Annotated in this window: 20 protein-coding genes and 1 other annotated feature; of the genes, 6 read left to right on the plus strand and 14 right to left on the minus strand. The window is 44.6% G+C overall.

Annotation, left to right across the window (positions count from 1 at the left end; translation table 11 throughout):
* Positions 1 to 278: 278 nt before the first annotated feature.
* From argD to argC, 4 genes are read right to left on the minus strand one after another with little or no spacing between them, the layout of a single operon-like run.
* Positions 279 to 1,421, minus strand: a complete 1,143-nt coding sequence (gene argD, locus FFM73_RS05325; RefSeq protein WP_137630748.1) for an acetylornithine transaminase — start codon at positions 1,419 to 1,421, stop codon at positions 279 to 281.
* Positions 1,421 to 2,167: an acetylglutamate kinase gene (gene argB / locus FFM73_RS05330; RefSeq protein WP_137630749.1), complete on the minus strand. Its 747-nt coding sequence runs from the start codon at positions 2,165 to 2,167 to the stop codon at positions 1,421 to 1,423. Before argB ends, argD begins: the two co-directional genes overlap by 1 nt.
* Before the next feature lie 31 nt (positions 2,168 to 2,198).
* Positions 2,199 to 3,413: a bifunctional glutamate N-acetyltransferase/amino-acid acetyltransferase ArgJ gene (gene argJ / locus FFM73_RS05335; protein WP_137630750.1), complete on the minus strand. Its 1,215-nt coding sequence runs from the start codon at positions 3,411 to 3,413 to the stop codon at positions 2,199 to 2,201.
* Between the two features lie 26 nt (positions 3,414 to 3,439).
* On the minus strand, positions 3,440 to 4,477 hold the full coding sequence (argC, locus tag FFM73_RS05340; RefSeq protein ID WP_137630751.1) for an N-acetyl-gamma-glutamyl-phosphate reductase: 1,038 nt from the start codon (positions 4,475 to 4,477) through the stop codon (positions 3,440 to 3,442).
* A gap of 371 nt (positions 4,478 to 4,848) precedes the next feature.
* On the opposite strand from argC, the gene FFM73_RS12980 reads away from it, so the two are divergent.
* Both FFM73_RS12980 and FFM73_RS05350 read left to right on the plus strand, forming a co-directional pair.
* A complete protein-coding gene (locus FFM73_RS12980) occupies positions 4,849 to 5,034 on the plus strand; it encodes a helix-turn-helix domain-containing protein (protein ID WP_137630752.1) in 186 nt (61 codons plus the stop codon).
* Positions 5,031 to 5,696 carry an XRE family transcriptional regulator gene (locus FFM73_RS05350; RefSeq protein WP_137630753.1) on the plus strand — a complete coding sequence of 222 codons (666 nt, stop codon included), beginning with the start codon at positions 5,031 to 5,033 and terminating at the stop codon, positions 5,694 to 5,696. Before FFM73_RS12980 ends, FFM73_RS05350 begins: the two co-directional genes overlap by 4 nt.
* Positions 5,697 to 5,891: 195 nt before the next feature.
* Here the strand turns inward: FFM73_RS05350 and FFM73_RS05355 are convergent, their stop codons facing one another.
* The 3 genes from FFM73_RS05355 to FFM73_RS13075 form a co-directional block, all read right to left on the minus strand.
* On the minus strand, positions 5,892 to 6,353 hold the full coding sequence (locus tag FFM73_RS05355) for a universal stress protein (protein WP_137630754.1): 462 nt from the start codon (positions 6,351 to 6,353) through the stop codon (positions 5,892 to 5,894).
* Between the two features lie 198 nt (positions 6,354 to 6,551).
* Entirely contained in the window at positions 6,552 to 6,713 is a 162-nt protein-coding gene (locus FFM73_RS13180) for a transposase (protein ID WP_373278636.1), read from the minus strand.
* Positions 6,641 to 6,859: a transposase gene (locus FFM73_RS13075; RefSeq protein ID WP_268920504.1), complete on the minus strand. Its 219-nt coding sequence runs from the start codon at positions 6,857 to 6,859 to the stop codon at positions 6,641 to 6,643. Before FFM73_RS13075 ends, FFM73_RS13180 begins: the two co-directional genes overlap by 73 nt.
* 197 nt (positions 6,860 to 7,056) lie before the next feature.
* Here FFM73_RS13075 and FFM73_RS05365 point away from each other — a divergent pair, with 197 nt between their 5' ends.
* A complete protein-coding gene (locus tag FFM73_RS05365) occupies positions 7,057 to 8,208 on the plus strand; it encodes an RNA-guided endonuclease TnpB family protein (RefSeq protein WP_137630755.1) in 1,152 nt (383 codons plus the stop codon).
* A 153-nt stretch (positions 8,209 to 8,361) separates the two neighbouring features.
* Here the strand turns inward: FFM73_RS05365 and arcD are convergent, their stop codons facing one another.
* From arcD to FFM73_RS05390, 5 genes are all read right to left on the minus strand, one after another.
* Entirely contained in the window at positions 8,362 to 9,780 is a 1,419-nt protein-coding gene (gene arcD / locus FFM73_RS05370) for an arginine-ornithine antiporter (RefSeq protein ID WP_137630756.1), read from the minus strand.
* 332 nt (positions 9,781 to 10,112) lie between these two features.
* On the minus strand, positions 10,113 to 11,759 hold the full coding sequence (locus FFM73_RS05375; protein ID WP_137630757.1) for a peptide ABC transporter substrate-binding protein: 1,647 nt from the start codon (positions 11,757 to 11,759) through the stop codon (positions 10,113 to 10,115).
* Positions 11,746 to 12,684 carry a proline iminopeptidase-family hydrolase gene (locus tag FFM73_RS05380; protein ID WP_137630758.1) on the minus strand — a complete coding sequence of 313 codons (939 nt, stop codon included), beginning with the start codon at positions 12,682 to 12,684 and terminating at the stop codon, positions 11,746 to 11,748. Before FFM73_RS05380 ends, FFM73_RS05375 begins: the two co-directional genes overlap by 14 nt.
* 454 nt (positions 12,685 to 13,138) lie before the next feature.
* Positions 13,139 to 14,101: an N-acetylmuramoyl-L-alanine amidase gene (locus FFM73_RS05385; protein WP_137630759.1), complete on the minus strand. Its 963-nt coding sequence runs from the start codon at positions 14,099 to 14,101 to the stop codon at positions 13,139 to 13,141.
* Positions 14,094 to 15,602, minus strand: coding sequence for a C39 family peptidase (locus tag FFM73_RS05390; RefSeq protein ID WP_198418931.1), 1,509 nt, complete (start codon positions 15,600 to 15,602; stop codon positions 14,094 to 14,096). The genes FFM73_RS05385 and FFM73_RS05390 overlap by 8 nt, the downstream gene beginning before the upstream one ends.
* A gap of 248 nt (positions 15,603 to 15,850) precedes the next feature.
* Positions 15,851 to 16,095, plus strand: a binding site (T-box leader).
* Between the two features lie 370 nt (positions 16,096 to 16,465).
* Here FFM73_RS05390 and FFM73_RS05395 point away from each other — a divergent pair.
* Positions 16,466 to 17,281, plus strand: a complete 816-nt coding sequence (locus tag FFM73_RS05395; protein WP_137630760.1) for a 2-keto-4-pentenoate hydratase — start codon at positions 16,466 to 16,468, stop codon at positions 17,279 to 17,281.
* 284 nt (positions 17,282 to 17,565) lie between these two features.
* On the opposite strand, the gene FFM73_RS05400 is transcribed toward FFM73_RS05395, so the two are convergent.
* Positions 17,566 to 18,741, minus strand: coding sequence for a pyridoxal phosphate-dependent aminotransferase (locus tag FFM73_RS05400; protein ID WP_137630761.1), 1,176 nt, complete (start codon positions 18,739 to 18,741; stop codon positions 17,566 to 17,568).
* Positions 18,742 to 19,268: 527 nt separating this feature from the next.
* On the opposite strand from FFM73_RS05400, the gene FFM73_RS05405 reads away from it, so the two are divergent.
* Together FFM73_RS05405 and FFM73_RS05410 are read left to right on the plus strand one after the other, a co-directional pair.
* Complete coding sequence (locus FFM73_RS05405) at positions 19,269 to 20,708, plus strand: amino acid ABC transporter substrate-binding protein/permease (protein ID WP_137630762.1); 1,440 nt, start codon at positions 19,269 to 19,271, stop codon at positions 20,706 to 20,708.
* Positions 20,705 to 21,448: an amino acid ABC transporter ATP-binding protein gene (locus FFM73_RS05410; protein WP_137630763.1), complete on the plus strand. Its 744-nt coding sequence runs from the start codon at positions 20,705 to 20,707 to the stop codon at positions 21,446 to 21,448. The genes FFM73_RS05405 and FFM73_RS05410 overlap by 4 nt, the downstream gene beginning before the upstream one ends.
* A gap of 77 nt (positions 21,449 to 21,525) precedes the next feature.
* On the opposite strand, the gene FFM73_RS05415 is transcribed toward FFM73_RS05410, so the two are convergent.
* Entirely contained in the window at positions 21,526 to 21,897 is a 372-nt protein-coding gene (locus FFM73_RS05415) for an iron-sulfur cluster biosynthesis family protein (RefSeq protein ID WP_137630764.1), read from the minus strand.
* Positions 21,898 to 21,910: the final 13 nt, after the last annotated feature.

A 21,910-nucleotide genomic window follows, 5' to 3' on the forward strand; every position in this document is an offset into this window, starting at 1 on the left:
AACCAAGAAAACATGTTTATCCGAATCTTCCAAATCGCTGCTTAGTCCCTATTGCGAATGCCCCTAGAACAAAGGGTTATTTAGTGTACCCAAAATCCATTTAAAGGGTACAAAGTCCCGATATTTCCGATCTCGACCACTCAAATCCCGTAAGCAACAAAGAGCTTCCTCCGAAGAGAAAGCTCTAAATATAATCAAGTCGTTAATCAACACCGTTTGACAAAGACCCAAAAAAATACGCCTTCCCTTTTAATCAGGGGAGGCGTATTTTTTATAACCTATTTTTCATCCAACGTTTGATAAATCGTATGCAAACCGCTCAATAGGTCCGACTTGCTCATGATCAATGGTGGTAGGAGCCGCAACGTATTCCCCATCGCAGAAAGTGTTAACAGTCCCTTTTGGTGCAGTGCTTTCACCACATCGTTAACCGCAACGTCATCCACCAGGTGAATACCGATCATCAAGCCACGGCCAGAGACGGACTTAACCGTCTTTAAATCGTCAAAGTGATCTAATTCATCCCAAACGGCCGCTGACTTGTCCCGGACGCCTTCCAGAAAAGCGGGTGTTAACTGCGTCAAAACCGCTTGTGCAGACGACATCGTCAGGGGATTCCCAGCAAAAGTGGATCCATGAGAACCAGGACCAAAGGCTGGTCCTAAGTTAGCTTTACCAATCATGGCACCAACTGGCAAACCATTGGCCAGCGCCTTGGCTGACGTGACAATGTCCGGATCCAGTCCAACACCTTGATAGGCAAATTTGTAACCAGTCCGGCCAATGCCCGTCTGTACTTCATCAATGATAAACAGAGTATGAGTTGCTTTACATTTATCCTGAACCGCGTGCAACCAGTCTTGATCACCAACGATCACGCCGCCTTCACCCTGAATCACTTCCAAGATCACCGCCGCCAGATCATCCGTAATGGCATCCAGCGAGGCTGCATCATTGTAATCCACAAAACTAATGTCGGGAACGAATGGTGCAAAACCTTCCTTAATGTGGTCATTACCGGTCATGGACATCGAACCATACGTCCGGCCATGAAAGGAGTGGTTGAATGAGAGTACTTTGGATTTACCCGTAGCTTTACGGGCTAATTTCAGTGCAGCTTCATTAGCTTCAGTACCAGAGTTAGCAAAGAACACCAATTTATCCTCGTCGCCGACTAACAGTTCAGCGACGGATTCCTGCAGATGATTCTGATAGAGGTTAGAAATGTGCCACATCTTGGTTAATTGCACATTCACGGCGTTTTGAATTTTGACGTTTTGATAGCCAAAGTTGCAGACCCCAATACCAGAAGTGAAATCTAAGTAGTCCCGGCCGTGATCATCGGTCACAATGACCCCGTTACCAGAGATCGGTTCGAAATCAAACCGGTCATAAGTTGGAAATACGTGTGTCATACTCATTAATCATTAGCCTCCGTTTTTAAAGTTGTTCCTGGATGGGTTAATTGATCGGTAATACATACCGCGTGCACACCGGCGTGAACCGCTTTAGCAGCGGCCGAAAGCTTCGGCTGCATCCCATCTGTAATCACTTTTTCTTCTATTAAATGGGGAATGTCTTGCGGGATCATGGCTGAGATCACTTTGCCATCCTTCAGAACTCCCGGGACATCCGTCAGCAAATAAAGCTGGCTGGCTTTTAGTACCCGCGCGATATCCGCTGCCGCCGTATCGGCATTAACGTTCAGCCAATCGCCGGTGGGGGTCAGCGCAAGTGGTGCTAGGACCCCAATCTGACCGTTTAAGATCTTAGAGAGTGCCAGTTCGTTCACACCAGTAATACTGCCAACGGCTCCGTAAGTATCTTGATCAATATAAGTTCCCGTTAACAACTGTTGGTCTGACGCGTTTAAGCCAATTGCAGCTAGACCCTCATTTGCCAGCCGCATCAGTAATGCCGGTTGGGTATTGCCCAGTAGCACCATTTTAGTCAGTGCTAAGGTTCGCGCATCCGTTATCCGAATGCCATTTTTCTTATGCGTGGGAATAGCCAGCTGAGCGGATAATTTCGAGATCTGAGGTCCGCCACCGTGAATCAATAACACTTTTTTACCAGCTTGACGCCATTGCCGCAGCTGCTCGAAAAACTCGCTGTTCAGTTTTGAAATGGCGTTGCCGCCGATTTTTACAATGATTAGATTCACGATTTATGCGCTCCCTTTGTGGTCTCAGTTCAGTCTAAGTATGGTAACTGGCATTAATTTTGACGTAGTTATAAGTCAGGTCACAGCCCCAAGCTTGCCCGGTGGCCGGACCAACGTGCAAATCAACATCAATGGTAACTTTATTTGCCCCCATACTATCACTTGCCTGCTTCTCGTCAAATGGTAATCCTAAACTATCCTTGACCATTGGGATCCCGTTGACTTCAATATCCACATGGTCAATATCCACGTGAGCGTTCGTCATGCCAATCGTTGAAATGATCCGGCCCCAGTTGGGATCCTGACCAAAGATGGCAGCTTTAACTAAGTTCGATCCCACGATGGCTTTAGCAACTTCTTGGCCTTCCAGATCGTTGAAAGCGCCAGCCACGTTGCATTCTACTAGCTTCGTGGCCCCCTCCCCATCGGCTGCGATTTGTTTGGCCAGTTCTTCAAGGACCAGATGCAAACCATTTTTGAAGGTTGGATAATCGGCATCATCCGTGCTGGTTAACTGCGGTGCACCAGCCTTACCGTTTGCCATGACCACCACCATGTCGTTAGTGGAAGTATCACCATCAACGGTAATCTGGTTAAAGGTTGTATCCACGTTGTCACTTAACGTTTGCTGTAATAGGTCACCATCGATCCCCGCATCGGTGGTCACAAACCCCAGCATAGTAGCCATCTTCGGGTGAATCATCCCAGAACCTTTAGCAAATCCGGTAATTGTAACCTTTTTACCGCCCATTGTAATTTGCACACAGGCTTGCTTGGGATGCTTGTCAGTGGTTAGCACTGCTTTAGTCACGTTATCCTCATGGTGAGGGCTTAATTGTTTAATCCCCGCGGTAACTTTATCCATTGGCAGCTGTGCACCAATTAGTCCAGTTGAGGCAACGCCGACTAAGTTAATATCAATGCCCAACTTCTCGCTCAGTAGCTGCTGTTCCGTCAGGGCGTTTTGCTCACCTTGCTTACCGGTACATGAATTGGCACAGGCACTGTTCATGACTACCGCTTGCAGCTTGTGATCTTGATTGATCGTGTTCTTGGTCAGTTTCGTTGGTGCGGCCTGAAATTTGTTAGTGGTATATGTACCGGCCGCACTGGCTGGTACTTCGGAAACCAAGTAACCAAAATCTAATTTGTCGCTTTTACCTAAACCCATTTCGATCCCATCATTGTAATAACCCATGGGCCACTGGAAATCGGTTAATGTCACTTCATTAGTTTTTATCATATGCATTCTTCTTTCTTATCTGTAACGGTGTCTTACACGAAAGCTGGCAGAGTTGGTAAACCGGTTGTTTCGGTCAAATTAAACAGATGATTAAAATTTTGAACCGCCTGTCCGGCCGCCCCCTTCATCAAATTATCGATCACACTGATCACCATCACGGTCTGGGTGACGGGATTGTACACAACGCCGATGTCGCAGTTATTGGTGCCAACGACTTCCTTTAGATCTGGCGTGGTGCCATCAAGAACGTGAACGAAGTTAGCCTGGCCGTAATCTTGATTGAAAGCGGCCATTAGTTTGGTCTGATCAACACCCGGTTTAACTTTGGCGTAAATACTAGCCATCAACCCAGTAGTCAGTGGTAACAGCGTGGTACTGAATTGAATCGCATTCACTGCTGGATTCCACTTCTTAAGCTGAGCGACGATTTCTGGAATATGCTTATGGGTATTTAACCCGTAGAGCTGCAGGTTGTCACTGGCTTCAGTGAAGTGCGTGATGGCTGTTAGCTTCTTCCCCGCGCCGGATGTACCGGACTTGGCATCAACCACGATCGTATCTGGGTCGATCAAATCTGCCTGAACCATGGGGGCTAACCCCAGCAAGGTTGCGGTGGCGTAACAGCCTGGGTTGGCAATGTAGTTGGTCTCTGGCTGGTAAAAATCCGCCAGACTATAGGTCGCTTTTTGTAAATATTCGGCTGGAGCTGCTGGCTTATGATACCAGCGCTCATACTCAGCCGGATCAGGCAGCCGATAATCACCGGAAAGATCGATCACTGGAAAATCAGCATCGATAAATGGACCGGCTAGCTGACTGCTGACACCAGCGGAAGTTGCAAAGAAGACTGCTTCGTTGTCCACCATGATCTGCTGCGGATCAAATGGTTGAATCTTAACGTGTTCGCCGTGAAAACCAGAAATCAGTTCATCGAGATAGCGGACATCACCATCTTTCCCTTCATCTTTATGTCCATATAAATTAATTTGGTCGATTGCCGGGTGTGCAGCGAGCAGCGTGTATAACACGGTGCCACTGTATCCGGTAACGCCTACTATCGCAACGTCCATTGGTTTCACCTCACAAATTTTTTAGTTGTTCTTTCGTATGCGTCTTACTATAGTCGCCTAATTTAAAAAATGCAATATTTTTTAGTGAATTTATCAAAAAATAGCTAATTTGTGTATATTATCTGCATTTTTAAAGCTAATATGCATTTTATTTTGAATATTCAAAAGGACAAAAATAGCCTTCACAGGAATTCCAAGTATGCTGCACTGGAAGCCCCTTTGAAGGCCAACTAATTAGATACGCTTTATCTTACTCGGTCACGTCATTAAAATAACTTACACCGATAGACAGTCTTAATCATCTGACTTATTACAGTAACATAAAATATCTGGTATAATATATTCAAATACTAGATACGGGATGATTACTTATGAACATTGAACGCTTTATCAAAGCCCGTAAAGCGATGGGTCTATCGCAAGCAGAACTCTGTGATGGTATCTGTACGCAAGCGACGCTAAGTAAATTTGAAAATTCCGGCAAGGCACCTGCGATCCGTATTTTGACGCAGCTCTGTGCCCGGTTAAATTTGACCCTTGATGATGTTTTCCAGTGAACCCACCGGCTCAATCCGCAGCTAACCGACTGTTGGACCACGCCGAGTTCAAATTGATCACCAGCGAATACGATAGTGCCAATAACGATCTCAATCAGGTTGTTTTTGATAACCTTTCAATTCATGGTCAGATGCAGTACTACTTCGTAAAGGGCTACCTATCAGCACTGCTGGAAAAGCCCATTGCTGATACCCTGTACTACTTTAACCTAATTCTTAACGATCTCGACGATACCCATAGCACGATTTTTACTCAACTGGCTTATACCGGTAGTGGTATTGCTTATGGGTATAACAACGAGAATCAGAAGAGTGAGTTTTTCTTCCAAAAAGTCTTTGATGACTTGCATACCTTACCTTTGACTGATAACAAGGCCATCTGGCGAGCATTAAACATGATCTTTTATACCGCAGAGTATTTCGCTCGCGTTCAAGATTACAAAACCAGCGATTCACTTCTGCAATACGGCTACGAGATCTGTGCCAATAACCATGTCACTTACTATGCCGCCCGCATCTGTTACCGCCGAGCGCAAAATGCGATTGCTGAAGGAAAAGACACCGCTGCCGTCACTGATTTGATCAATGACGCTAAGGCCTTTGCCCGGATAAATCATAACCAGAAACTGTTAGATCGAATTAAAAATACGCCGTTAAAATGAACGTAAAGAACCGCAATCCTGAATAATGGATTGCGGCTCTTTTTGTTCGTATGAGTTGTTTTGCTTTTACATTGTCCAAACGTGTTCAGCAACTCTAACTCCGGCCGCGTAACGTAGCAAAGTAAGGTTCCCAAGTTCAGGAACCTCACTTTGCTACGTTACACTTTGGAGTCAACCCGAGTTGTTTCACACTCTCTACTTCACAATAATCGTCGATACCTTTGATTCTCTCATAATCGTGCTGGCCACATGGCCAATTCTCAGATTGCCGCGGCGTCTGTGCGACCCTAGCAAAATTAGATCTGGTTTGAAGTCTGGAATAATTTCTTCCAAAATAACCCGTTCAGGCTTACCTTCACCGATCAGCGGTGTCACTTCCTTTACACCAAAGGCCTTCGCCTTGCTGACGTAGGTGTTTAAATCATGAGAGATGTCATCGCGACGTGACTTAATAATATCCGGAGAAAGTGACTGATAAATGTTCATATCGCCAGTCTCCATAACGGATACGATCCCCAGTGGTAAATCAAATGTTCGTGCTAACGTGCAAGCGTAGTTGAACGCCTTGCGTGACGACTCATCATCGTCATCATCGACGGCCAACAGCAACCGACTATAGCTCATTTCTTCTGCATCAAAATCATCTTCTGTAAGCATACATAATATCCTCCTAGTCTCTACAGGACTTGACTCCGTTCCTCTAGGATAACTATACCATGTATCAACGGGAACACAAGCACTTATTTAGGCTAGCCAAACATTTTATTTCAAATAAATATATTATTTGTTTAATTTTATAATCAATTTATAAGTGGCGTCAGTTGAGAAAACTCGGTATTTTAATGCCGAGATGAATCAACGTCTTGGACGTCCACCGTTGTATTGGTCTAATTGTGAGTCAACGTATTGAACTATTGTTTCTTTTGAAGGATTACCAAAGGTACTCATAAAAAAGCCAGGAGACCATAAATGTCTGCCCCGGAGTGATTTTTGTTTTGTGGAAACTGAATAAACCATGAACCACCTTTAAAAACTTTAACGATTGAAGATGGCGCTGACTTAGGTGGAAAGCTGATCACCATCTGAACCTGGTCAGGCATTACCTCCATGCGAGATATTTCAACCGAGTTTCTTTCAGCAATCTTTTTCACGATAGCTTTCATAGCATCAACTTGTTTTTCAGTCGTAAATATCTTTTTTCACTACTTGGTAGTCCAAACCAGTTGAAAGTTAAAATCAGACACATTTGTATGTTCGTACTTAATCATACGTTTACCTAATTCCGTTGATATATAGCCGCTTATATTCATTTTTAGTATACCATTATGATATACTAAAAATGGAAAAGAGGTGAAGTTATATGACTTTAAAAGGGATCAGATTACGGCTATATCCTAATCGAGACCAACAACTCAAAATCAAACTCAACTTTGGGTATAACCGTTTTGTTTGGAATCAAATGCTAACTATGATGGTTGAAAGATATCAAAATAACCCAGAAGCTAAATTCTTAAATGCGTTTGCCTTAAATAATTTACTACCAGCTTTAAAGACTGAATACGAATGGTTAAAAGACGCTGAAAGCACTAGCTTGCAGTCAACCAATCATGACTTAGTAGAAGCCTATAAGCAGTTCTTTAGACTGCATAAAGGTTTCCCTAAGTTCAAATCTCGTAAGTACCCGAAGCAGAGCTATCAGACCAAGTCGGTCAATCACAATATTAAACTAGTTGATGATCACCACATCCAGTTACCCAAATTGGGAAAGCTAAAATTTAAATCAGGTAGAAAACCAGTTGGTAAAATCAAGAATGTGACTATTCGCCTTTCGGCTACGGGTAAGTTCTATGCCATTATTCTAGTCGACACTGATATCAAGCCTTTAGCTAAGACCAGTAATCCAGTCGGTATTGATCTAGGGGTTGCTGATTTAATGATCACCTCCGATGGCGTGAAGTACCCAACGATTCGCTTTGATAAACGACTCAGTAAAAAGAAACATTACTGGGAGAAACGTTTAGCTCGGAGAAGATTGCAAGCCCAGCAAGAAATTGCTTGGGATAAGCACAACAAAGTAATTGAACCTAGAGAGCTATCTGACTTTAAAAACTATCAAAAAGCTAAAAGAATGGTCGCTAAGTATGCGGAAAAAATAGCCAACCAACGTAACAATTACTTAAATACGTTAACAAAAACTTTGGTAGCCCAATATGATGTGATCTATATTGAAGATTTGAAAACCAAAAATCTCCTTAAAAATCACAAACTTGCCAGAGCGATTGCTAACCAAAGCTGGCGGGAATTGCGTCGAATGCTGGAATATAAATGTGTTTGGTATGGAAAACAGTTAGTCACTGTTAATCCCAGAAAGACTTCCCAAATATGTTCAAGCTGTGGCTATGATGATGGTAAGCATACTTTAGATATTAGACAGTGGGCCTGTCCTAATTGTGGTGTCAATCACGATAGGGACATTAATGCCGCAGTTAATATTCTACAAGCGACTGCGTAACTTGGAGTCTAAAAGACTATCTGGCATGGAACGTGCCTTAGTAAATAGCCGTAACCGCTGCATGACATTCGTAGAATGCTGTGGAAGTCAGCGGTGTTCCTAAAAGCTTGTTACTTTAGTGACAAGTAGTTCACCATTATCAGTTAAGCAGGCTCATAACGTGATTCTGCCCATCACCATCAACGTTATGGTGATCGCCGCGCCACTAACAATGAGGATTGTTGCCGACCACTCTGCCCGGTTTAAGTAGCGTCCCGTGTTATTTTTCAAAGTCATTGCGTACAGTATTATCCCTGGTACATAAACGATCAGACAGATAAAGACGTACTGCAGACCAGACAGTGTGATGCCGACCAATTGGAAGGCTAACGCTGCCACCCCGATACCGACCTGTAACCAATTACCCTTGGTATCTCGGTTCTGCCACGAGTATTTAATTTGATACGCCGCGACGATCATATAGCATACTACGATTGACGCGGTACATAAGCTATAAGCAAATTCATAGGCTTTTTCAGCAAAGATCAGGATAATCATAAACCCTTGCACCATACCAGCCGTGGTCATTAAGGCTAACGTTGGCGCACCGTGCTTATTCTTCTTCGCAAACCGCTTCGGTAGCAATCCTTGTTCAGCCATCATCCCCAACGTTTCAGCTGGTAGCATGGTCCAAGACAGCCAAGCACCTAAAATGGAAACCAGAAGACCGATACTGATAAAGCTGCCGCCCCATTGACCCACCATTTCTTCGAAAATATAGACCATGGCAGGCTGCTTCATCTGTACTAATTCGGCACGGGAGAGATACCCGTACGGCAGAATTGAAGCCAGTACGTAAATCAACAACAAACAACTGACACCGATCAAAGTTGAACGACCGGCGATCCGACGCGACTTCGCTCTCGATGACAGCACTGTGGCGCCTTCGATCCCAACGAAGACCCACATCATGATCATTAAACTCCGGCGAATTTGCGGTGCAATGGCGCCAAACGTCACGGGACCCGAAATATTACCCCAAAATTGAGCGGTAAAGATGTGCCCGTTAAACAGCACCATTGCTACGATAATAAAGGTAAATATCGGAATCAGTTTACAGACTGTGATCACCGTATTCATTAACGCAGCCGATTCCATACCGTGGTTAACGAGTAGTGTCAGCGACCAGGCAATTAGGCTGGCCACTAAAATCGACTGCGGACTATTGCCACGCTGGAACGCGGGAAAAAAGTACCCCAACGTACTCATAAAGACGGTGGCAAACGCCACGTTGCCTAGCCAAGCCGACATCCAATAGCCCCAGCCGCTGATGAAACCGACAAAGGGACCAAACCCTGCTTTGCCATACGCAAAAATACCTTCTAAATCAGAGCGTTTAGTCAATAGATTATTTAAACAGGCAGCTAACATTAAGATCCCGAACCCAACAATTATCCAGGAGATAATGGCAGCCCCAGGCGATGCAGCGGCAGCCAGATCACTGCTCAACGCAAAAATACCGGAGCCAATCGCTGTCGTGACAACCATGGCAGTAAGTGAAACACCGTTGATTTTGTGAGCTTCTGATGCCATAGGACTTCCCTCATTTCTTGGAATCGCTGTATATCATATACATTCAATATACAGTGGTTCCTTTTTAGATAGTCTTAGTTTACCGGAGTAAAGTTAACAAATCATGGGGAAAATATGAAATTTCTACTCTATTTAGCATTTATATTTATAAGAATCGTTTAAGACCGTTTGATTACTATATTACCGGCTTTAATACTATATATGTTTAAAAAAGTAATGTATATTTTTCGCATAGCATTTTTCAAGCCCAAATTGCTTAAAATGACTTCTATAACAAAAAACAGCGTTGAAATGATCATCATAGACCATTTCAGCGCTGCTAGCAGTTAACCCTATTTTTCTAAGTAAGCGCGCGTATAATCGTTTTCACCAACTGGGTGATATTCGATTCCCTTCAGCTTCGGGTTAACTAAATGAGATTCAACCATTGAGTACAGCGGTACTACTGGCATGGTAGCATTTAACCGTGATTGGGCGGTTCTCATGTCTTTCCAGTAAGCACCGGTATTCGCAGCGTTAGATGTTGTAGCATCTTTCATGGCTGCATTAAACTGCGGATCTTCATAGTGGGCATAGTTTTGCGGATTGTCCTTCGTTAAGATCGAGAAGAAGTTCTCTGGATCCCCAAAGTCCGCCAGCCATAAGGTTTGATCAAAGTCGAACTGCCCGCCAGCTTCTTTATTCGAAACCGTCTTGGTTGGCAAGTTTTGCATATTGACCTTAACGTTACCTAGGTTCTGCTGCAAAGTGCCTTGGAGGTATTGGGCAACGTTCTTAGTGACAGTATCATCATCGCCGACCAAAGTCAGGTTGACTGTGCCCTTCAAGTTAGCTTCCTTCAAGCCTTGACTCCAAAGCTGTTTGGCTTTAGCAACGTTGTGGGTTTCCGTTGGTGTCATTTCAGTAGCAAAGTCCTTACCAGTCGTTGGATCAGTTGCCAATCCTTGGGCAACGTAGGTATAAGCCGGCTTTGAACCATCCGCTAAAACATCCTTGGTCAAATGATTCCGGTCAACAGCCAAGGAAACGGCTTGCCGCAACTTCTGGTTATTAAATGGTTTACCAGCTTTGTTATTCAAACGAACATAGTACGTCCCAGCCTTTTGAACGTGACGCAGATCCTTATTCTTCTGCAGTCCTTGGGCTGTAACCCCACTGATAGTAGCATCATCCAGTTGCCCTTTAGCAAATAAATTATGCGCAGTGTTGGCATCCTTAACCACTTGCATATCGATTTCCTTTAGATGGACTGCTTTTTGATCATAGTAGTGAGGATTGCGTAACAGCTTCCAATTGTCGTTCGTCCCAGTCCAGCCAGTGACTTTGAATGGCCCGTCAGAAACGACCCGGTTAGAATTAGTGCCATACTTGCTGCCATACTTTTGAACGACCTTAGTATCCTGCGGGAAGAAGGCTGGCAGGATCATCATCTTGCTAAAGTACGGCATTGGGTGTTCCAAGTTTACCTGTAATGTATGTGCATTTACCGCTTTTGCACCTAATTGAGTCGGCGCCATCTTACCATTACTGATTTGATCCGCGTTCTTGATACCAGAGAAAATGTAATTATACCCAGACTTCGATTTAGCTGATACAGAGCGTTGCCAGGATTTAACGAAATCGGTCGCAGTTACTGCATCACCGTTACTCCACTTAGCATTTGGTCGCAGGTGGAAGGTGTACGTCTTACCGTTGTTAGTCGGCTTGACCACTGATTCGGCCATCCCCGGTGCCACTTTATTACTGCTATCTTGCCGATACAGTCCTTCCATACTGTTTTCCAACACGTTCCACATGGTGAGGTCCGCGTAATTGGAATTATCTAGTGATAAAAGATCCGTATCCTGCATCAACGAAATTTTATCCGTACTGCTGCTGGAACTGCTGTCACTGCTCTTACCATTAGCACTGGCACAAGCGGTTAAAACCACTGATAGCGTTAACGCTAAGCCGCCTAATAAAACCCTATTTTTTCGCATATGTATGTCTCCCTACTGTTTCAACTGTTTTAAATTTATGTGTTTCCACATCATCTAGGAATTCACCTAGCGTGTGGAAGAAAGCCTTGGGATTATCGGTACTGTGGCAATGCCCGCCATCTGGTGTATACACCAGCCGGGAATTCTGCATTTCCCGATGCATCCGTTCTGCCGTATCCAGCGGCATGGTATCGTGATCGCCAAATGTCAGTAACGTGGGCGTTTTGATCTGATGTGTGTCTGCCCGCCGATCCCATTTGGTGAGTTGTCCGACCATCACGAACTCATTGTCGCCTTGAAAATAGTTATATACCGGTGTGGCCATGGTTGCCACGTTATGCTGGAACCCGTTCTCCGGATGCCGCATGACGAAATGCCGATTCAAAACGTTCACCAGTTCCTGATACTTCGGGTCATCGAAACGGTGGTCCGCTTCAACTTCTCGCATGTAACGAACTTCTCGGGAGGTCAAAGTTGCTTCCCGCTCCTGATTCACATTAGCGGTATACTCCTCGAGATTATCGATCATGGACATGATCACCAATCCCTTAAGGTGCTGTGGGTAATGCAGCGCGTATTCCTGTGCTAATAAGCCACCCCACGAATGCCCCAATAAGTAAAATTGATCCAAGCCGAGCTTTTTTCGAACCTCCTCTAATTCCGACAAATAGTAATCAATCGTCAAGTATTTCCGATTCTCCGGCTGGTTAAAATCGGGTTGATCCGAATAAAACGACCCCAGCTGGTCATACATTGAAACTCGCACATGGTGTGCTTTCAAGTGTTCAGCGAAATTTTCGAACTCCTCATGCGTACCGCCCGGACCACCGTGCACGCACAATAGGTTAACCTTGCCAGTGCCGACCGTGCGGGTAAACAAGTGAAACCCATTGTCTAGAGTGACGATTCGACTTCCTTGCTGCATCCTATCACCTCAATCATTTAATTCGTTAATCTCAATCAATCAAACAACAAAAAACGCCCTACAGAGAAATAATCTCTATAGGGCGTTTCCGCGGTGCCACCTATCATCGTCCAGCATTCACACACTGAACCTTACAGTCTACGGCAAGAATTGCGATAGACTGGCGCTTTAATGGGCGCCTCCCAGCCTGAACTCAGTTTTAACTTGGCCCAGTCCGCTCGAAGATGATAGTCATAGCCTCACTCATGTCTCCATTCCACCTGCCGAAGACTCTCTGGTTTGATCACGGTTACGATGTTTCTTGTCATCACGTTTGTTATTTAATTGGGGATTAACTTGCTTGAACGATTTCTAATTTAGTTATCTTTGCCATAAAAGTCAAATGTTTTTGTAATATTATTTTAATCTTTCAAGGCTGAAACCAGCATCAAACCTGTATTTGCAAGCATTTAAATTATTTTTGAGCGGCTTTGATATAGCCAATTCGGTGATTGTACCAGATCTGCGCATACAGCTCACTGGTTGCCTTAGCGCTTAGATACCCATCAGTATCACTAGTTTGCAACCCTTTTAGCGTATCTGAAATCACGTACTGTTCACCGATCTGCAATTCCGCGATGGTCGCCGCATTGGGCTGGGTAGAACCGTAGAGCGGTATTGATGTTTGATCAACCGTATAGATTGACCGTATCACACCAGTCGCATCTCGCTGATTGAACCAAGCCTGCTGTCCACCGAAATCAATGGCAATCCACTCACCCTGTTTAGCCACGCAGACAAACTCCTGTCCATAACTAGCACGGTATGACAGTGGATCGGTCTTTTGACCAATGACCTCACCAGTCACATCCGGTTGCTGGACCAAGTCCACGTATTGACTAGTTATCTTAAGCGCTTGACCAACTTTTACCGGTGCTGACGGTTCAGAAGAAACTCCTAGTAGCCGAAATAGTTGGGCCCAGTCAAACTGCCAGCCGGGATCGCGGTGCATTTGTTTGGCTGCTTCTCGACTGGGGGCTGCCACATTATCATGACCGAGTAAGTGTGCCCGGTCTAACGGAATGTGATACTGCACCGACCACGTTAATATTTGATCAGCCAACGCCGCCAGCATTGGCGCGGTAAAGCTCGCTGCATCAGCAACATAAGCTTCCTGTTCAATTCCCAGCGAGCGGCAATTCATGTCCCAATTACCAGCGTGCCAGGCAACGTTATCCGGTGTCACCATGGCTGTTCGCTGACCATCTGCACCCCGAACCACCATATGGGCGCTAACGTGATGCGGACTTTGAAAACGCGCAATCGTATCCGCATAGCTAAGTTCAGTCGCGTGAATCACAATGTAATGAATGCTAACATCACTAGGCCGGTTAGCAGCGGTGTAATTATCACTCAGTGCAGGTTTAAATTCAGGCATTTTTATTGGCCAAAGAAATGGTACCAACCAAGGTCGAGTCCACCATTCTGACAACGTAGACGGTCAGTGTGGTTGCCTTGGGATGGGCCTGTTTGATTGTGGCTAGATCTAATTTGATCCGACCCTCATCATCCACCGTCGCATAATCGAAGTGCTGCTGAGCCGTGGTATCGAACTGACCGCCGTCATTTAGTGTATAGGCGATGGTCGTGGCATTCTCGTCAAATGGCTCAGTTTGATTCAGCATCTCTGCGGTGATTGAAATTGTTTCTCCGTCTTTTTGTAAGGTAAAGGCGGTTTGATCATCATTTGCCACTAAATCGGCTGATTCCCGGCTAGGCTGCATCAGCTGTTTGTATCCCTGATAGTTATCATCGATGATATACGCAACTCGGGAATGCCAGGCTTCACTGAATTGTTCCAGCCGGTATAATCGCTTAGCATCTTCGTTACTGTCCGCGTAGGAATCGTTGACCGCCACGTAATCAACCCCGTTCAACGTGGTAAAACCGGTTACTAATAAGAGATGGCCAACCGTATCACCAGTGGCATTTTCAACGTAAGGCAGCTTGCCGTTGTTAGGATCATTCGTATAGTGCACGCTGACCCCCACCGGATAACCGGCCAGGATCTGCCGACGCAAGCCATCCAGATCCGTATAAGCAACGTAAGCGCGATAGCCCATACTGCCGGCAGCTGCGGTACTAAATGACCAGTTACCAAAACCATCATAGGTCGTGTCGAGATTATGCAAGGCTAATTCTTCTGGCAAAATATCGGCGTTTTGGCGATTGATCGCCATGGAAACGGTAGTTGGACTGCAGATGCCCGGTGCCAGTTTGGGGTCGCGAATTTCCTGCGAGTACGCTGGTGTCGCGATAACTTTATCAACCGTGACAGCGTGCGAATCCACCATTAGATCTTGGTGAACCGGCTTAACACTGGCTGCCAACAATTTTAGAACCGGTGTCTGCTGGGCATTTTCGGTATATAGGTGAACCCGTAACTGTGCTTTGGTGCCCACACCCGCTTTGACCGTTAACGTATCCGTGTCAATGCCAGCCAGTGAATCTGCCTGATCATTTTTGACACTGCCACTCAAATGCTTAGTCGACCAGCGGCCCCAGCTGTGCCAGCCAGACCAGCGGCCAGCCTGATTAATCCGGGCTTCGACTTGAACCGCTGTCCCATCTGGGGTTAAAGCGTTCCAAGAAGCCACCAGGTTTTTAAATGGTGGCAGTGTAAAGACTGGCGTTGTTAAACTACCAGCGCTCACATACTCGTCATCATTTTGATCCAGTACCAGCGCGGTCTTGTCCGCAGCAGCCAGCGTCAAATGATCGGTAAATTCGCTTAAGTCAACGGCAGAAAAATCGTCGAAAACCTTAGTATTAGGCTTCTTAGCTGGTGCCTGTACCCGTTTATCACCTTTGTAATAAAGGGCGAGCAGGCCAGCTGCTAAGCCAATGGTTGTTCCAAAAAGAAATTTTGAAAATTTCACAGTTTTACCCCCGCTTTAATTGTTAGTTCGTCTATTAATAGTTATATTCTGATTGTGTACAAAGTATACCATACTGTTCAATATGTGGTTATCCATGGTTTGGCTGGTTAGAAAACTGAAAATTTTTATGTTTATCGCAAAGCATTAGAGTCCCGTGTGTTCTAGTAATTAGTTTTAATCTTTTTCACATTTTTGTATTGACAACCCGTAAATCAGGGTGTAGATTAGTGGCAATCATTAAATTCAGATGAAAGGCGTTGACGAGAAACATCAACTCCGTTTCGGATATAGAGAGTTGCCGGCTGGTGCAAGGCAATGACGAACGGACGCGATGATCATCTCCGAGCTGTGTGTCGAATCGGCTAGACCGTATTAGAACACATTGGGTGCACCCATTATCGTGCCAAGCGTATCGCATTTATACTGTACGTGAGAGGTAATTTCAGTAATGAAATTATAAACTAAGGTGGTACCACGTGAAAGCGTCCTTAATTGCAAGCAGTTTGCAGTTAAGGACGCTTTTTCGTTTCCTGAATTTAAAAAATCAAAATTAAAGGTGGTGAGGACAATTGGAAGTTGGCATTACAAGCTCAGATGATAGCGACATTCAGATTAAGATGACACATATTACTGTTTCTTTCAGCGTGAATGGAGTGCAATTTCTCATTGAACCCACCGAACTCGGGCGGGTCACACATAAGTAACATTTGATTTCTCAACACATATTGAACCAACATATGATTCATGAATTACCCACATAGTTTCACAACATATCGTGTCAGCATATAGCATTACCACATATTGTTTCAGCACATAGCAACATAATTTATAACATAACAAACATAATTTTGGAGGCCTCGCCCATGAGTGAACAATTATTAAGCAAACAGGAATTATCAGAAAAAGAAGCTAAGTTAGCAAAGGATCTATTTACCGCATACACGACTCGCAAACCATTGAAAGAATCAGACTACAAAGGTTACGCCGATAGTGAAGACGCTGCTTACCGCGTTCAACGTCAGCTCACCGAAGATAAGAACGAAGCCGTTGGTGGCTACAAGGTTTCACTGACCAGTAAGCAAACCCAGGACATGTTCGATTCCGACAGTCCGCTGTACGGTGCTCAAGTTAAGAGCCATTTCGTCAAATCACCGCACAACGTGGCTGCCACGGACGTCATGGATCCCCTGGCTGAAGTTGAAATGCTGTTTACCGCTAAAGAAGACCTTTCCGCTAGCGATTCACTAGAAGACCTCTTCAACAAAACCAAGGTTGCCCCAGCCGTTGAAGTTCCCGATTCACGGTTTAGCGACTGGTTCCCAAGTCTTTCTAAGTACATGGTCATGGCCGATGCAGCCGTTGGTGGCTACGTCGTCTACGGTGAAGAAGTCGATGCTAACAAACTCTTCGAGACACCAGACGACCTCGCTAAAGTCACCTGCGAACTCTTCCATGATGGCAAGAAGCTCAAAGATGGCCAAGCGACAGAAGTTCTCGGCAACCCACTGAATTCACTTCAATGGCTCGTCAAGAAGCTCGATTCACAAGGTATGCCGCTAAAGGCTGGCCAGCGCGTTTCAAGCGGTACCTTCCTCCTACCAGAATCACTTACTAAGGGCGACTGGAAAGCCACGTTTGACAAGGGTCTAGGTGCTGTACTGCTCCATGTCGATCGGTAAAATTTGGTAAAAGACTACTATAATATAGCAATTTAATCATTACGATTTAAAATACGATGTTGCTCTGGCTGATTTGATGGCTGGGGGCATCGTATTTTTTTGTGATCTAGCCAAATTGTGTCGGCGTAATAGGGTACGTTAGCACCTTTATTTTACCTAGCCTAAACGCGCGCCACTCGGCATGCCCCGGCCATGTAAGTCAAAAAAACGAGAACCCAGCAAGAAACGCTGAATTCTCGTTTTTTCGTCTTACATTCTGGGGCATAAGCGCCGAGTTCTGCACTCTACTTCTTAAACAACCCCAACTTCCCTATCCGTTCGCAAGCTTCCGTAAATCGTGGTTCATCAATCAGCAACCCAATTCTCACGAAGCCTTCACCGCTCTTGCCAAAGCCAGTCCCCGGTGCAACCGCTACCGCGCACTTATCTAGCAATAAATCAGCAAATTCTTCACTGGTATACCCCTTTGGCACCGGCATCCATGCATAGAACGTCCCACCTGATGGGTAGGGTTCCCAGCCGATTTTACGCGCAGCAGCATAAAAGTCATCGTGTCGCTTTTGATAACGGGCAACCAACGTCTTAACGGTGGATTGATCACTGTTCAATGCGGCGATCGCAGCGTCTTGAATGGCTGGAAATACCGAAACAAACAAGTGATCCTGAATCAAATTAATGGCTTCGATCATGTCAGCATTACCCACAGCAAAACCGATCCGCCAGCCAGCCATGTTGTATGACTTAGATAAAGTATAGGTTTCGATTCCAACATCTTTGGCACCCGGCGTCTGTAAGAAGCTCACTGGCCGCTTGCCATCAAAACCAATCGCACCGTAGGCAAAGTCCTGCACCACACCAATATGATGTGCTTTAGCGAACTTAACCGTGTCTTGATAGAACTCCGGCGTCGCCACAGCACCGGTTGGGTTGTGGGGATAATTCAGGTACATTAATTTAGCCTGTTCCACCACTTTTGAATCTAATTGCTGATAATCCGGTAAATAATGATTGTCGGCTGACAGTGACATTAATTCCAGCTTAACCTGTGCCAAAGCCACTCCTGATAAATAATCCGGATAACCGGGATCGGGCAGCAACATCGTGTCACCAGGGTTCAGCAATGCAAATGGTAATTCAACTAGCCCAATCTTAGAACCGCCAAGAATGGCCACTTCTTTTTCAGGGTCCAGGTCAACCCCGTATTCGCGTTTGTAAAAGTCTGCGGCAGCCTGCTTTAACCGTGGCATCCCACGAAACAGCGAATACTTATGGTCAGCTGGATCAGCAGTCGCCTTTTGCATGGCCTTCACAATAAAATCAGGCGTTGGCTGATCGGGATTACCTTGTCCCAGATTGATCACGTCAGCCCCAGTTGCTGCCTTAGCGTTCACTTTGGCAACTAAATTAGCAAAAAACTGTTTGGGTAAATGTTGCAATACTTTGGATTCCTCAAACTTCAAAACTCAATTCCCCCTCATTAAATATATGTATAGTACGTTGCTGAATAAAGCTCGGACTAATTAAAGGTCCTATTAAAATATAATTAAAGCACAATTAATATATGGTTGCAAATTCAGGTGGAAATTCTTTTTCTACTTAGTTGATATAACCGTACTAATACGTGATGTTAGAAAACCTTATTTAAAATAATAATAAATTAGCGATAAAATTAAATATTAATTAGATAACTGCTGAAAAGATTAAAAAATATCTGTTTTAAATACATCTTAAGAAGTATTGTTGAACTGTAAACGTTGCATATTTATATATGTACCGAATAATATTAAATTCATTTCAAATTATTTAATATTGGTTTAAAGCCTATTATAATGGTTTATTTCAAATATTGAGCCTCAATTTAATGAATTATTTCTCAAAAATAAATAATTTAATTTAAAAAATTGGCTATACATTTCGTTAAATGACTGTTATTATATTCTCATAATCATATGTTAGCTTTTTTAACATGAATTTAAGGAGGAATTCTATGAAACGTCACTTTGTCTCGGTTGTGAGCGGTTTGGCCGTCCTAATTGCCATGTTTGTCACCTTTGGCTTAGGTGCTACCCCCGCAAAAGCAACTACTACTTATCAAGTTGCAACTGATTCTACTTTTCCACCATTCGAATTTGCCAATAGCCATAATAAATACGTTGGTATTGATATTGATCTTCTGCACGCCATTGCTAAGGATCAAGGCTTTAAGGTCAACATTAAACCGACTAGTTTTAACTCAGCCATTCAAAGTGTCCAATCCGGTCAAATGGATGGGGTCATCGCGGGTATGTCGATCACCAAAGAGCGTGAAGCCACCTTTGATTTTTCTAAACCCTACTTTATGTCCGGTGTTGTCATGGCAGCGAAACCTAACGGCAAAATTACCAAACTCAGCCAATTACGCGGTAAGCGAGTCGCTGTTAAGACTGGAACTTCCGGTGCACAATATGCCCAAAGTATTCATAAGGAGTACGGTTTTAAAATCGTCACTTTCGATGAATCGAATGATATGTATCAAGATGTCCTGACCGGCAACTCAGCCGCCTGCTTTGAAGATTCACCGGTTATGAGATACGCGGTACGGCAAGGCACTAAGTTAAAGATCTACACCAAGCCAACCTTAAACGGTCCCTATGGCTTCGCTGTTAAAAAGGGCCACAACCAAAAGCTGCTACGGATGTTCAACAACGGCCTCGCCGATTTGAAGTCCAATGGTGAATATGCTCGAATCACTCGCCACTACCTTGGTGCTAAGGGCAGTTCCGATACCACTTCTGACCGGACGTTCTTAGGATTACTCAAACAAAACAAAGGTGCGTTATTAAGTGGGTTTGAGCAAACCGTTTGGCTCACCGTGGTCGCCATCTTCTTTGCCACCCTGTTTGGTGTCATCGTTGGGTTGTTAGGTGTCGTACCTAATAAGTTCTTTAACGGGTTATCCACCACTTTGATTTACATATTCCGTGGTTTACCATTACTGGTTTTAGCCCTCTTTATTTATACTGGGATTCCCAGCCTGACCGGTTCCAAGATTCCTGCGTTTGTTGCTGGTACCATTACGCTGATGTTTAACGAAGGTGCCTACATCGCTGCCTTCGTTAAAGGCGGGATAAACGCCGTGGATGATGGCCAGATGGAAGCTGCCCGCAGCCTTGGGTTACCGTTTGGCAAGGCCATGCGGCGCGTTATTTTACCACAGGGTATCCGAATCATGATTCCGTCATTTATTAACCAATTCATTATTACGTTGAAAGATACCTCAATTCTTTCAATCATCGGCATCATTGAACTGACCCAAACCGGGAAGATCATCATTGCCCGGAATTTGGAAGGCTTCAAGGTTTGGACGATCATCGCGATTATTTACCTCATCGTCATTACCCTGTTGACATGGCTATCAAATTGGGTTGAAAGGAGAATTCGCCTATGAACACAAAAATTAAAGTAAGAGTTAGCAATTTAGTTAAAAACTTTGGCGATAACAAAGTTCTCAAGGGTATCAATATGGAAGTCCATGATAACGAAGTGGTCGTGGTCATTGGCCCATCCGGTTCTGGTAAAAGTACCTTTCTTAGAAACTTAAACCGGCTGGAAGCACCCACCAGTGGCTCCATCGTAATCGATGATATGGACATTGCCGATCCAAAAACCGACATCAACAAGGTTCGGGAAAATATCGGCATGGTGTTCCAACACTTTAACCTCTTTAGTAATTTATCCGTCAGTGAAAACGTGATGTTAGCCCCCGTTGAACTGAAGAAAAGAACGAAGACCGAAGCCGCCAAACAGGCTCACGACCTGCTAAACATGGTTGGGCTGGATTCCAAGTTCAATGCCACCGTCCAATCCCTATCCGGTGGGCAACAGCAACGGGTTGCCATTGCCCGGGCGCTAGCGATGAACCCCAACGTAATGCTGTTTGATGAACCAACTTCCGCCCTTGACCCCGAAATGGTCGGTGACGTGCTGGCGGTTATGAAGCAACTGGCCAAACAAGGCATGACCATGATCGTGGTCACCCATGAAATGGGCTTCGCTAAAGAAGTGGCCGATCGCGTGGTCTTCGTCGATGATGGCAACATTCAAGAACAAGGCACGCCTGATGAGATGTTTAATCACCCGCAAAACCCGCATTTACAAGACTTCTTGGATAAGGTCTTAAACGTTTAAAATCAATCATGTGAACAGTAAAAAAACTAGCTTGCCAGTAAATAACTGGTAAGCTAGTTTTTTATGAAGCAGCGATTTTAATTAGCTGACGCGACAATTTCTGGATGATCCAAGATTTCCACATTGGAATCGACCAGCCCTTCATCCGTCTTAAGAGTGATCAGCCCTAATTTACTCAAATTAAGTTCTGGGGTTTTATTAATAAAGTTATCCGCATAACCCTTAATGTGAACATCACCTAAGGCACTGTCCAAAGTTTCATCATAAACAGTATCAATTTTCTGCTGATCCACGACTAAGAACCGAAAGCTAACATCCAGTGAGCAAACGCCAACTTCAGAATAGGCTCCGACACCGTCATCAAAGTCTAGAATTAAACGGTCATTTGGATCGGTCAGGTGTTTCTGAAGCCGTTCTTGTACCGTTTCGCTCATTTTAAGTGTTGTCATATCAAATCCCCCT

The sequence above is a fragment of the Secundilactobacillus hailunensis genome, from assembly GCF_005405185.1.
GTDB lineage: Bacteria > Bacillota > Bacilli > Lactobacillales > Lactobacillaceae > Secundilactobacillus > Secundilactobacillus hailunensis.